The sequence below is a fragment of the Sphingobacterium alkalisoli genome (genome assembly GCF_005049105.1).
GTDB lineage: Bacteria > Bacteroidota > Bacteroidia > Sphingobacteriales > Sphingobacteriaceae > Sphingobacterium > Sphingobacterium alkalisoli.
Genome location: NZ_SUKA01000006.1, coordinates 18,836 through 32,641, shown reverse-complemented (window position 1 = coordinate 32,641; position 13,806 = coordinate 18,836). Strand labels below are relative to the sequence as shown.

The 13,806-nt window shown below is 37.1% G+C and carries 12 protein-coding genes; 5 read left to right on the top strand and 7 right to left on the bottom strand.

Going from position 1 to position 13,806, the window contains the following annotated elements:
• Positions 1-81: 81 nt before the first annotated feature.
• The 7 genes from pruA to FAZ19_RS17490 form a co-directional block, all read right to left on the bottom strand.
• Positions 82-1,719 (bottom strand): L-glutamate gamma-semialdehyde dehydrogenase, encoded by a 1,638-nt coding sequence (pruA, locus tag FAZ19_RS17520; RefSeq protein ID WP_136822060.1) that lies wholly within the window; start codon positions 1,717-1,719, stop codon positions 82-84.
• A 262-nt stretch (positions 1,720-1,981) separates the two neighbouring features.
• A complete protein-coding gene (locus tag FAZ19_RS17515) occupies positions 1,982-2,851 on the bottom strand; it encodes an AraC family transcriptional regulator (RefSeq protein WP_136822059.1) in 870 nt (289 codons plus the stop codon).
• A 13-nt stretch (positions 2,852-2,864) separates the two neighbouring features.
• Positions 2,865-3,503 carry a peptide-methionine (S)-S-oxide reductase MsrA gene (gene msrA / locus FAZ19_RS17510; RefSeq protein ID WP_136822058.1) on the bottom strand — a complete coding sequence of 213 codons (639 nt, stop codon included), beginning with the start codon at positions 3,501-3,503 and terminating at the stop codon, positions 2,865-2,867.
• Between the two features lie 224 nt (positions 3,504-3,727).
• A complete protein-coding gene (locus tag FAZ19_RS17505) occupies positions 3,728-4,336 on the bottom strand; it encodes a superoxide dismutase (protein WP_136822057.1) in 609 nt (202 codons plus the stop codon).
• A 100-nt stretch (positions 4,337-4,436) separates the two neighbouring features.
• The gene (locus FAZ19_RS17500) at positions 4,437-4,904 is read right to left on the bottom strand and encodes a nucleoside deaminase (protein WP_136822056.1); all 468 of its coding nucleotides are present in this window, start codon (positions 4,902-4,904) and stop codon (positions 4,437-4,439) included.
• Position 4,905: 1 nt separating this feature from the next.
• Positions 4,906-5,241, bottom strand: a complete 336-nt coding sequence (locus FAZ19_RS17495) for a tRNA-binding protein (RefSeq protein ID WP_136822055.1) — start codon at positions 5,239-5,241, stop codon at positions 4,906-4,908.
• 5 nt (positions 5,242-5,246) lie between these two features.
• Positions 5,247-5,462, bottom strand: a complete 216-nt coding sequence (locus tag FAZ19_RS17490; RefSeq protein ID WP_136822054.1) for a hypothetical protein — start codon at positions 5,460-5,462, stop codon at positions 5,247-5,249.
• Between the two features lie 66 nt (positions 5,463-5,528).
• On the opposite strand from FAZ19_RS17490, the gene FAZ19_RS17485 reads away from it, so the two are divergent.
• From FAZ19_RS17485 to FAZ19_RS17465, 5 genes are all read left to right on the top strand, one after another.
• Positions 5,529-6,110, top strand: coding sequence for an outer membrane beta-barrel protein (locus FAZ19_RS17485; protein WP_136822053.1), 582 nt, complete (start codon positions 5,529-5,531; stop codon positions 6,108-6,110).
• A 170-nt stretch (positions 6,111-6,280) separates the two neighbouring features.
• Complete coding sequence (locus FAZ19_RS17480) at positions 6,281-7,057, top strand: succinate dehydrogenase cytochrome b subunit (protein WP_136822052.1); 777 nt, start codon at positions 6,281-6,283, stop codon at positions 7,055-7,057.
• A gap of 48 nt (positions 7,058-7,105) precedes the next feature.
• The gene (locus FAZ19_RS17475; protein WP_136822051.1) at positions 7,106-9,040 is read left to right on the top strand and encodes a fumarate reductase/succinate dehydrogenase flavoprotein subunit; all 1,935 of its coding nucleotides are present in this window, start codon (positions 7,106-7,108) and stop codon (positions 9,038-9,040) included.
• A gap of 87 nt (positions 9,041-9,127) precedes the next feature.
• Complete coding sequence (locus FAZ19_RS17470) at positions 9,128-9,901, top strand: succinate dehydrogenase/fumarate reductase iron-sulfur subunit (RefSeq protein ID WP_136822050.1); 774 nt, start codon at positions 9,128-9,130, stop codon at positions 9,899-9,901.
• A gap of 97 nt (positions 9,902-9,998) precedes the next feature.
• Positions 9,999-13,748 (top strand): ATP-binding protein, encoded by a 3,750-nt coding sequence (locus tag FAZ19_RS17465; RefSeq protein WP_136822049.1) that lies wholly within the window; start codon positions 9,999-10,001, stop codon positions 13,746-13,748.
• Positions 13,749-13,806 lie beyond the last annotated feature (58 nt).

The window sequence follows — 13,806 nt, the reverse complement described above, 5'->3', positions numbered from 1 at the left end:
ACGCACAGAGAGGTATGAGAAAATATATAAGACAGGAATCCATTAATTGAACTTCTGTCTTTATACTCTTATACTTTGTCTTTAATCTTCAGAGCTCAAAAATGGATACCTGTAATCTGTATCCGCAGCAAATGTTTCTTTTATTGTGCGGGGAGACACCCATCGTAATAAGTTGATCATCGATCCAGCTTTATCATTTGTGCCCGAGCCGCGTGCCCCACCAAAAGGTTGTTGCCCTACTACGGCACCAGTACATTTATCATTAATATAGAAGTTACCTGCTGCATTGCGTAATATATGAGTAGCTTCTTGTATAGCATAGCGATCCTGAGAAATAATAGCGCCGGTCAATGCATAAATCGATGTACTATCGACCAATTCCAACGTTTCACTCCAATTTCTGTCTTCATAAACATAAACAGTTAACACAGGACCAAATAATTCTTCAGACAAAGTTTCATAGTCTGCCTTTTTAGCTAGAATAACAGTTGGTTCAATAAAATAGCCCTTAGATTTATCGTAACCTCCGCCGATAACTACCTCTGCATCGACGGATTGTTTTGCATTATCAATATATTTTGTAATCTTATCAAATGCTTTTTCGTCAATTACAGCATTGATGAAGTTACCAAAATCTTCCGTTCCACCCATTTTGAAAGATTTAATATCTTTTTCCATAGATTGTTGTAAATTCGACCACAATGATTGTGGGATATATGCACGTGATGCCGCAGAACATTTTTGTCCCTGATACTCGAATGCCCCACGTACTAAGGCTGTATTCAATACGGCTAAATCTGCAGAAGGATGAGCCAATATAAAATCCTTACCACCCGTCTCTCCAACTATACGAGGATATGTTTTATATAAATGGATGTTTTGACCAATTGTCTTCCAAACATCTTGGAAGACACCTGTAGAGCCTGTAAAGTGAATACCTGCAAAATCTGGATGTTTAAAGATAACATCTCCCGCATCCGGGCCAGAGACATATACCAAATTTATAACACCATCAGGCAAACCCGCTTCCTTAAAAATTTGCATCAAAATATTTGCAGAGTATATCTGGGTATTTGATGGCTTCCAAACAACAACATTTCCCATCATAGCGACGCATGAAGGTAAATTACCTGCAATAGCGGTAAAATTGAATGGTGTTAATGCAAAAACAAAGCCTTCTAATGGACGTTGTTCAACACGATTCCACACCCCCTTGCTATTTGCGGGAGGTTGTTGCGCATAGATCTCGCTCATATACTGCACATTAAACCGTAAAAAATCGGTAAACTCACATGCTGAGTCAATCTCCGCCTGATACGCATTTTTTGATTGCCCCAGCATAGTTGCAGCATTTAATTTATAGCGGTATTTGGTAGAAGCCAGCTCCGCTGCCTTCAGGAAAACAGCTGCACGCTGTTCCCATGGGAGGTTCTCCCAATTAGATTTTGCTGCTAGCGCCGCGTTAATAGCGTCTGTTACATTAGATTTTGTACCTTGGGAATAGTAGCCCAATACATGTTGGTGGTCGTGTGGTGGAGTTAATTGCACTTTGTTTTCTGTGCGAACTTCTTCATCACCAATATACATTGGCACATCGATTTCCTTAGCTCTTGCTTCTGAAATAGCCTCTTTCAATAAACTTCTCTCTTTCGTTCCGGGTGCATACGTGTACACGGGCTCATTTACAGGAGCTGGAACATTAAAAAAACCTTTTAACATAATTCAATTTTTATTTATGTAAAAATACATCATAATTGACAGGATGAGTACACCACATTTATCCATCATTTAACCTATTTTATCCACCACAAAGTTTATCGAAAAAGGTGAAATAAAGATCAAATACAACGAGCAATTAAATTATAAAAAACTAGTATACAGGCAAAAAACTCCATTTACCCTTTATAACGAGTGTCACTTTATCTATACTGGAACTCCTCTTCACCTACCCATCAAAAGACAAATTATGTCAAAAATGCTCTTAAACTAGTGTATGCAGTCTAGTGTAATTATGCGGCGAGAGTCCCATAACACGCTTAAAAACACGATTAAAATGAACGATATTATTGAATCCTACCCGAAATGCTGTTTCTGAGATACTTTCTGTCTTTCTATTAATTAACAGCTGACAAGCTTTTTCAATCCTGACCTCGTTTAGAAAACCGATATAAGTTTTCATCGTATGCTTTTTAAAAAATTTACAAAACGATGTGGGTGTCATATAAACTAAAGAAGCGACTTCGCTAATGCTAATATCATGCTCAAAATTATCTAAAGTATATTTAAATACAGAACTTATGCGTTCGCCATCTTTATCGGAGTAATTTAAATTTCGTATACCTGAATATAACGATATGGATTCATTTCGACTTTGCATAAGACCATGCAATAGTGTTATAAATTCAGTAAATTTTGGAATGCCCACTTTGTATAGTAGGTTCAAAAAGTTATCCCGTAGTAGATGAGCAACAGAAGATTCTAACCGTTTACTTACATCTAGGTCACGAAAGTATGTACTGAGATCTGCAAACTCAGCTAGTGCGAAAAGTTTAGTCATCCTTTCAAGATTGACAAACAGATGAACAGCATGAATCGTATCTTCCTCGATTACTTTTTCAGCCCCATACTTATCAAACATATGCGGTTCATTCGGTTTCAGAATAAACACGTCATCCTGACTAAAAGACTGCACAACGTTACCAATCATGATGGTTCCCCTCCCCTTGAGAATATAGGTAATTTGGAGCTCCTCATGTCGATGATAGTAACCATAAAAATTATCTTTCTTATCTTCTAAAAGAGCAAACAAATCTTCACCATATACCGGAACAGTAAATTGTATCGCCTTCATAATTGGCCAGTAATTATTTTAATTTGTCCGCGAACACTTTCTTAAACTTGTCCATTTTTGGTTTAATGACGAGCCTGCAATACATTTCATTTGGATTCAGGGCATAATAATTTTGATGATAATCTTCTGCCTTATAAAATTCACTGGCATTCTCTATAGTAGTTACAATAGGATTATCATACACCTTTTCCGCATTTAATTTTTCAATGTAATACCTTGCCTTTTCTTCCTGCTCATCATTAAGTGGAAATATAGCCGAACGATACTGCGTTCCAATATCATTTCCTTGTCTATTAAGCTGCGTGGGATCATGTATCAAAAAAAAGGCCTCCAATAATCCATCATAACTTATTTTTGAAGGATCAAATTTTATCAACACCGCTTCTGCATGTCCCGTATTACCCATTGAAACCTGCGTATAATTTGGATTAACAACGTGGCCACCAATATATCCGGACACTACCGTATCTACCCCATCCAATAGTAACAATGGAGCTTCTACGCACCAAAAACATCCTGCAGCTAATATAGCCGTATTCGATGCATTTCCCATATTTCTAATTTGTTTAATTTCTGCTGTTTTCGAATTCATATGTTGACAAGATCCTAAAACCGGTAACAATAATAATAACAAGAGTCCTATCTTTTTCATACGTATAAAATTTTGTTCATCCCGCTGACGGTAGTATTTTTTAGTTTTCAGCTCCTGTATCTTTCACAACAGTACCGCAGCATACCCGCCAGTTAGTTAACACGCTGCCTCGTCCATGAGTCATAATAGCATAGTTCATCCTAGTCGATCCCCTCCAATGTGCTATTAGAAGTAAAAAAGGCGACATAGAAACTATATCGCCTTCCCTTAAACCATCAATATTATTACTTAGCCGATGCGTAGTTTTGTGCTACAGCATCCCAGTTAACAACATTAAAAATTGCTTCTAAATAAGCGGGGCGTTTGTTTTGATATTTCAAATAGTACGCATGCTCCCATACATCAATACCAAGGATTGGTGTACCTTTTACGTCTGCCACATCCATCAAAGGATTATCTTGATTAGGAGTAGAAGTGACGGCCAATTTACCATCTTCACCAACGATAAGCCATGACCAGCCCGAACCGAAACGGGTTGCTCCAGCTTCTTGTAGTTTCTTTTTCAATTCATCGAAAGAGCCAAATGCATCATCAATAGCCTGAGCCAACTCGCCCGTAGGAGCGCCACCCCCGTTAGGACCTAAAACAGACCAAAATAACCTGTGATTGAAATGTCCTCCACCGTTGTTACGAACAGCGGGCGAATAGTTACTCACATTTTTCAAAATATCTTCTAAAGATGCATTTTCAGCATCCGTTCCAGCAATAGCCTTATTTAAGTTATCGATATAAGCTTGATGATGACGATCATGATGAATTTCCATGGTCTCTCTATCAATATGTGGTTCTAGCGCGTCTGCAGCGTATGGTAATGCTTCTAATTCAAATGCCATAGTTTTGTTATGTTTATGTTTATTATTCTATTATTAACAGCACGAATATAACAAATTTCGTATTAGGTTTGTTTGTCGGAATCGTCATTTTAAAGACAAATCAACGTTTATTACGAAAAAATGATTTAATTAACGTTGCGCAATCCTCTTCCATCACTCCTCCAACAATTTCCGTCTTTGGATGGATAATCTGTTGATTAAACTTAGCAAAACCCCTCTTTTCGTCTTTTGCCCCATACACAATACGGGATATCTGAGTCCAATACGATGCCCCGGCACACATCACACAAGGCTCTATTGTAACATACAATGTACAATCTGTTAAATATTTGCCTCCAATAAAATTAGAAGCGGCTGTAAACGCCTGCATTTCCGCATGAGCGGTAACATCATTCAAACGCTCAGTTAAGTTATAGCCTTTTCCAATAATTTTCCCCTGAGAAACAACGATCGCACCTATCGGGACTTCGTCTTCTTCAAAGGCACGCTGCGCCAGTCGCAGCGCCTCTTTCATATACAGCTCGTCTGTCGATAAAGATGTATCGTTCTCAAAATTAAAAATCCGCATTTTAGTTCAATTTAGCACCGTTCGGAAGCCGGCGCTCTACACTAGAAAGTACAATATCTCCATTTTCATCTTCAAATCCAGTAACCAAACACTCAGACAGAAACTTACCAATCTGCTTTTTAGGGAAATTGACAACCGCAATAACCTGTCGATTTATCAATGCTTCCTTAGTGTATAATTTCGTAATTTGGGCACTGGATTTTTTAACACCTAATTCTCCAAAATCTATACGCAGTTGATAGGCTGGCTTACGCGCCTCAGGAAAGTCATATACTTCCAAAATAGTTCCTACACGAAGATCAACTTTTTCAAATTCTGTCCAACTTATCTCCTCCATTTCCGTTACAACCTATTACTGTCTAAGTCGGTCAATTCTTTAGATAGTGTAAAAAAAACGTAATCTCTGTTTCTACGTAATCTTTTCGCTAAGCGTTCCAAAAGCGCCTCCTCTTCTCCTTCGTTGTATCGCAAATCAGCATCTGTCAGGTGATTGTATTTTCGTTGAAGTTTTATTTTTAGCACTTCCCAATCAGAATTTGAAATTTTAAACGTTATCATAGTACAATCATTTATGTCAGTTAAAGATTAATTCTTATTTTAGTTGCTAAATTTAACACTTATCACATGAAAAAACTAATACTCGTAGCAATTGTCTGCCTTTTATCAATCACGAATTCGCAGGCACAATTACTTCCGTCATTCAAATTGGGCATAAAAGGAGCTCTAGGCTTTTCTACACTACATTCAGAGGGTAAATTATTCAACTCCGATACGAAGACAGGTTACCAACTGGGGTTATGGGGCCGTGTAGGAATAGCAGGCTTTCACGTACAACCCGAGGCGTATTTTGCCAACAAAAAAGTAGGCCTTAAAGAAGGAAATGAAAGTGGAGACGCCACGTTCAAAAGCTTTGACGTACCTATTTTGCTGGGAACGAAAATAGGTTTAGGTCCGGTTGGCTTCCGTGTGCAAGCAGGCCCCGTATTTTCCTTTGCACAGGATGGTGATATTGATTTCACACAGGCGACCAATTGGGATAGTTACAAGAAAACTTCAACAGGAATCATTGGAGGAATTGGCGCGGATATAAGCAAGCTAACCGTAGATTTACGTTACGAGCATGGGTTGACTAACCTTAACGGCAGTGGAAACGATAATCAAAAAATAAGAATGTGGACCATCGGCGTAGGTTTCGCTTTCTTATAGGCGGTATATCTGTATAGAAATATAAGCTAAAGAGGTCGGATGTTAACGCATTCGACCTCTTTTTATATACTGAAATTAGAACAATTCTAAATTATAGGTTTTTTGTATTATAAACGGATTTATTATAAAGTAAATAGATATTTTTGCCCTTAAAATAAATTACAAGGATAATGAGTAGTAAATCGAAGCCAGTTTTAAGTTCTTCCATTGGGAAGAAACTGATCATGAGCTTAACAGGATTATTTTTATGTACGTTCCTAGTTATTCACCTGATCGGTAACTTGCAGTTATTTAAAAGTGATGAAGGATATGCATTTAATAATTATGCTTATTTCATGACACATTTTACACCTATTAAAGTAGTTTCATACTTACTTTATGCCTCTATTATCATTCATGCTATCTATGCAATAGTAGTGACAATGAATAATAAAACGGCTAGACCTATTGCATACAAACAATATGATGGCCAAGCAAACAGTAAGTGGAATTCTCGTAATATGGGGATATTAGGTACTATCATCTTAGTATTTTTAGCTACGCATTTACAAAACTTTTGGTGGAAGTATCACAATGATCAAGTACCTTATGTAGAGTATCATAAAGATCTTTCCACAGGAACCGTGACGACCCACGAACTGCAAGCGACAGACTTTACGGAATATTCAGTGATTACTGAAAATGGTGTAGAGGTAACAAAAGCCCGCGATCTTTATAAACAAGTAGATTATGCATTTCAAAACATTGGTCTGGTTGCACTATATGTAATCGCCATGGCAGCTTTAGCGTTTCACTTGATACATGGATTCGGTTCGGCGTTTCAGACAATAGGTTTTAATCATAAGAAATATGTGCCTATCATTCGGTTTTTAGGGGTTTGGATATTTGGTGTTATTATCCCTATCGCATTTGCTATAATGCCATTATATTTTTATTTCATTAAGTAATATTTTAGGATAGCGTATCACGCAAATCTATTAAAATAAATAAAGCATATGTTAGATTCAAAAGTACCTGCAGGCCCACTGGCTGAAAAATGGTCAAAACATAAATTTGAAATGAAGCTTGTTAATCCAGCTAACAAACGTAAATTTACTATTATCGTTGTTGGTACGGGATTAGCTGGTGCTTCTGCTGCCGCATCGTTGGCAGAATTGGGTTACAATGTGAAAACATTTTGTTACCAAGATTCTCCCCGTCGAGCACACTCTATTGCAGCACAAGGGGGTATTAATGCTGCAAAGGATTATCAAAATGACGGTGACTCTGTATACCGTTTATTTTACGATACCATCAAAGGAGGTGACTATCGAGCGCGTGAAGCAAACGTGTACCGTTTAGCGGAAGTTTCGACGAATATTATCGATCAATGCGTTGCTCAAGGCGTGCCTTTTGCACGCGAATATGGGGGATTGTTAGATAATCGTTCCTTTGGGGGAGCGCAAGTTTCACGTACATTTTATGCACGTGGTCAAACAGGGCAGCAACTATTGTTAGGTGCTTATTCTGCTTTAAATAGACAAATTCAAAAAGGCAAAGTAAAATCTTACACTCGCCATGAAATGTTGGATCTTGTAAAGATCGACGGTCAAGCACGTGGTATTATCACTCGTGATATGGTAACAGGAAAGATCGAAGCCCACGAAGGACACGCTGTCTTATTGTGCACCGGTGGATATGGCAACGTATTCTTCTTGTCGACAAATGCGATGGGATGTAATATAACCGCTGCTTGGAGAGCCCACAAGCGAGGAGCTTTCTTTGCTAATCCCTGCTACACGCAAATTCACCCTACTTGTATTCCTGTAACAGGTGATCATCAGTCCAAATTAACACTAATGTCAGAATCCCTACGTAATGACGGCCGCGTATGGGTACCTAAAACAACGGAGTTAGCTGCTAAATTACGCAAAGGTGAATTGAAGGCAGTAGACATTAAAGAAGATGACAGAGATTACTTCTTAGAACGCAAATACCCTTCATTTGGTAATTTAGTACCTCGGGATGTAGCATCTCGGAATGCGAAAGAAGCAGTAGATGACGGTCGAGGCGTAGGTAAGTCAGGTGTGGCTGTATTTTTGGATTTTGCAGACGCCATCCAACGTTTGGGTGAAGATACTGTACGTGCAAAATATGGTAATTTATTTGACATGTATTACCAAATCACGGATGAGAACCCTTATAAACAACCTATGCGTATTTACCCTGCGGTTCACTACACAATGGGCGGCGTTTGGGTAGATTATAACTTAATGACTACTGTCCCTGGTCTTTATGCATTAGGAGAATGTAACTTCTCAGATCACGGAGCTAACCGTTTGGGTGCATCGGCATTAATGCAAGGGCTATCAGATGGTTATTTTGTGATTCCGTATACAGTAGGTGACTATTTGGCAAAATTAGGAAACTTTAATCCAGTTGATAAAAATCATCCTGCATTCGAGCAAACCCGCCAAGAGGTAGAACAAAAAATCAATGCGCTATTAGCGTTAAGAGGTGAAAAAACGGTAGACGACATCCATAAAGAATTAGGCCATATTATGTGGGAATACTGTGGCATGGCACGTACTGCAGAGGGACTTACTAAAGCGAAAGGATTAATCCAGGAGCTAAAAAAAGAATTCTGGAGCAATGTCAGAGTTTTAGGAGAGAACGAAGAGTTAAATATGTCTCTTGAAAAAGCTGGCCGTGTTGCCGATTTTATAGAATTAGGAGAGTTGATGGTGGATGATGCCTTGAATCGAAGAGAGTCATGCGGAGGACACTTCCGTTTGGAGTCACAAACTGAGGAAGGCGAAGCGATGCGTATCGACGAAGAATTCACATACGTGGCAGCATGGGAATATACCGGCGATGATCAACCAGAAGTCCTTCACAAAGAAGAACTAGTATTTGAAAACGTTAAGTTAACACAAAGAAGTTATAAATAGATATGAGATAACAGATATGAGATAATAGATAGTTAAGAATTCTAGTATCTCATATCTCAAGTTTCAGATTTCAAATCATATATCGATATGAGTGCACATATGAATTTAACGCTAAAAGTATGGCGTCAGAAAAACGATAAATCCAAAGGTCAATTCGTGACTATTCAAGCGAATGACATTGCAGATGATATGTCTTTCTTAGAGATGCTTGACATTGTCAATGATGATCTTACTCGTAAAGGAGAAGATCCTATATATTTTGATCATGACTGTCGCGAAGGAATTTGTGGGATGTGTTCGTTAGTAATTAACGGGCGTCCTCATGGCCCTAAATACGGAATAACGACTTGCCAACTTCACATGCGTTCATTTCACGACGGGCAGACGATCGTGATTGAGCCTTGGAGAGCAGCCGCGTTTCCTGTATTAAAAGATTTAGCTACAGACCGTACAGCATTTGATCGTATCCAACAAGCTGGAGGATATGTAAATGTGAATACAGGTGGAGCTCAAGATGCAAACAATATCCTGATTCCCAAACGTATCGCTGATGAAGCGTTCGAATCAGCTACCTGTATCGGATGTGGAGCATGCGTAGCTGCATGCAAAAACGCCTCTGCCATGCTTTTTGTATCCGCTAAAATATCTCAATTTGCCTTGTTACCTCAAGGTCAAACCGAACGTTATGAACGTGCTCAAGCTATGGTAGACCAAATGGATGCCGAAGGCTTCGGTAATTGTACAAATACAGGCGCTTGCGAAGCAGAATGTCCAAAAGGTATTAAATTGACAAATATAGCGCGCATGAACCGAGAATATCTGACAGCAAAATTCTTCAGAGAAGAAGATATTCACAATTAATTTCTTCTTTAGATGTCATTTAAAGTCCTCGTAAAAATATTTACGAGGACTTTTTTAGCTATATTTACTTCGTTTAATTGTATAGCCAATCTTAAAAATGGGATATAAAATTCGAATTCTCTTACTTCTTCTTACCTTATGTTTTGTCGCAACAGCCATCACGATTCACAATAGAGTCGGTAAAGAAGATCTTTTGGAACTTGATACCAAAACCCTAACCAAGAATATTCATCAAAAGGAAGATATTATTGGTAAAATCTTTTCCGATACCCTACTATTAAAGACACTCAGCAACTTTGAAAGATATCCACTGCAAGTAAGAGAGTATGCTAAACGATATGCAAAAGAATCTGTATACCTATACATTTATAAAAACAACAAACCTGTTTACTGGGTTTCGAATGTGTACGTACCGGAAACACACGATGGTCTAAAAAACGACATAAATTTTATCAAATCCGACAACCGTTCATTCATTGTCCAACAAAAGCATATTGCTAATAATATCACTTTATTGGCACTCTTACCTGTCAAAAGAAATTTTAACACGAATAATGAATATCTAAAAAACTCTTTTCTCGATTGGATATTAAAATCTGAGAATTTAGAAATTGCAGAGTTTAATGATACAGGAAGTATCCGGAATATTTATTCCAAAAACAAAGCATATCTCTTTTCTGTAAAACTAAAACCCGGAAAACACAATAATGTCTATATCCAGATCCAATTCATTTGTTGGGTATTGGGAACATTGCTCTTTATCATTCTAATGAGTAATATTTGCTACGAATTAGCAAAAAAAGGAAGGGCTTGGCTATCTGCATTATTATTTGCTGCTGTAATCGTCGGGATACGAATAGCAGATCTAGAAACAAATTGGTTGGCACAAAATTCAAGCTTAGCTATTTTTGATCCAAAATACTACGCATATAATAAATTCTTTCCACACCTATGGGCATTTATTATAAATAGCATCAGTGTGCTTTGGTTTATTTACCACCTTGTTTCTATTAAGAAGTTTCTTAAGATCCCTGCAATCCTATTAAAAAAAGTGAACGGGATAACGGTATATTACTTACTTCTATCCTTGTTGTACGTACTTTTTCACGCATTTTTTTTTCAAATAAACACCTTAACCATAAATACCTCTGTACGAAACAACGATATAACACATTTACTAGATCTAAACTCCATTACGTTGATATTTGTTGCGATCTATTGCATAAATATACTATCCTTAGTCGTCTTATCTGATCTAGTACTCGATCTAGGTAAAAAAATAATAGAAAAAACAACTACCAATCTGAATATTCAGTTATTTGTTTTAGTGCAAGCAATTATCGTTTCAGCACTCTTCGACGATTATAGTTTATTCAATGTTATTGTCGGTCTATTGATTATGATCAGATCCTTTGACAATCATAAAATACATGAGAACAACTTCTCTTCCCATATCGCCGCTTTGGTGTTGATTGCACTGATTTCGACGATAAAATATACAGAAGCGTGGAAAGTTAATCAGGAAGAAGAGATGAAGCTTATTCTAACAAACCTAGAGGCCGAAGACGATATCAATGCCATTACATTATTCAGCGAGATAGAAAATGAAATACTGAATGACCAGAAACTAAAACACCTCTTTACATTAGGCATTCCTTCCAAGGAAGTTAGTTTTATCGATGACTATATAAAAAGGCAATATTTAAGCGGCTACCTTTCCAAATATGAATTCCAAGGCTACTATTACTTTGAGAATAACTCGCTAGGCAATTATAACAAAAACAAAATAGACGAGTATAGAGAAAAAGTAATCAGTAGATCAGCCCGACTAAACGAAACCGAATACTTTTATAAAGTGGCAAGTGAAATCGGCACACACGAATATTTTGCCCAAATCGCCTTGCCCATTAGCGAAACACAAAGCGTATTGTTATTTCTCAACTTAAAAAACAAGGCATTCAGCCCTACCATTCCCTACCCTGCTATTCTCACAGATAATAGATTGGACTTTATCAATCAAGAGAACATTAATAAAGATAGTTTTGCGCTTTACAAAAATGGATCACTCATTACTCAGAATGGGAAATTTACTTATCCCAATACAGATAAAGAATATCCTAAAAATGAAAATGAATTTATTAAATTAGTAGACAGCTATGGATTCCATCACATGCTGTACAAGCCAAATCCTTTCACTACTATTATCGTAAGTAAACCCTTTCAATCCTATTGGGAATTTATAGCCGTGGCATCGCTTTGTTTTTTAATTTTATACATTTCCACCACTGTACTGAAATTCTTTACTTCCATATATACTATTTTCAACTATAGAAGATTTAAATTCAAACATCTAAAATACCATTTCCGACTACTCTTTAGTAATATCCAGTACAGTACACGCATTCAAACTTTGGTTATTACTTCTGTGTTATTTGCTATTATTATTTCTGGAATAATTACTTTTTTCAGCATAAGCTATCAGTCCGAAAACAACAAGAAAAATGACCGATTGAATTATATTTCTGAAGTAAGCAAACGCATAGAAAACACCATTTCGTATACCGATATAGTACCACTCGATAGGTTAGAAAATATCCTTCAGTATTTAACAGATATTTTAGTTACAGACTTCAATTTGTACAATAAAAATGGAAAATTAATTTATTCAACACAAGCGAAGATTTATGATCAAAAATTATTATCCGAGTACATCAATCAAGATGCTTATATCGATCTAAATGTTCTCAAGAAAACAGAAACCTTACTTACGGAAAGAATAGCAAGTTTTGAATATTCGGCTACCTATGCTACCATTCGAAACAGTGAGTACGAGACGATTGCCTACCTAAGTGTACCTTATTATGCGGCTAAAAAAGAAGACACCTCCAATCAGAATATCATTCTGAATACTATTCTGAATATCTATACGATTATAATCATTGCATTTGCGTTCTTCTCGGCATTTATATCCAATAAGATTACAGCGCCCCTCCATATTATCAGTAAAAAATTATCGCAAACCAATCTAAGTAGCAAACCAAATGAACCACTATATTGGGAGAAAAATGATGAGATAGGAGCCCTGATAAAGGAATATAATTATATGCTAGTTAAGCTTGAAGAAAATGCCAAACAGCTTCGTAATGCAGAACGAGAGACCACCTGGCGAGAGATGGCTAAACAGATTGCTCACGAAATCAAAAATCCGTTGACACCGATGAAATTAGGTATACAGCAGCTTAGCCGATCTTTTTATGAAAAAGACCCCAAATTGGAAGAACGATTTGGTCGTATATCCACATCTTTTATCGAACAGATAGATGCCTTATCGCGAATTGCGTCCGAGTTTTCTGCTTTTGCAAAATTGCCCGAGACAAAGCTGGTCGAAATTGATCTTCTTGAAGAAGTAGCAAAATGTATCGACTTATACAATACAAATCAAAATACCGTTGTAGAATTAGTTAACAATACAAACCTAAAAAAGATAAATGTACTAGGTGATCGCAATCAGCTGTTAAGGTCATTTAACAACCTTTTCAAAAACGCCATCGAAGCTAGTCCTAAAAAGCGGAAACACCGTATTACTCTATTGATATATCGTATCCCAGATTCTTGGATCGAATTACAAGTCAAGGATAATGGATTAGGTATAGCCGAGGATGCTATACCCAATATCTTTAGACCAAATTTCACCACTAAAAGCTCTGGCACAGGATTAGGACTAGCCTTTGTAAAACAAACTATTGATGGGATGGGCGGAAATATTAGATTCGAAACCGAATTAAACGTCGGAACAACTTTCTATATCCAGCTGCCATTAATAAGTGATGCAGAACATTCATCATAATATTTTTACAAAAAACAGCGAAGAATTAATTGTTTAATCAACTATATTCGTGCAAAAT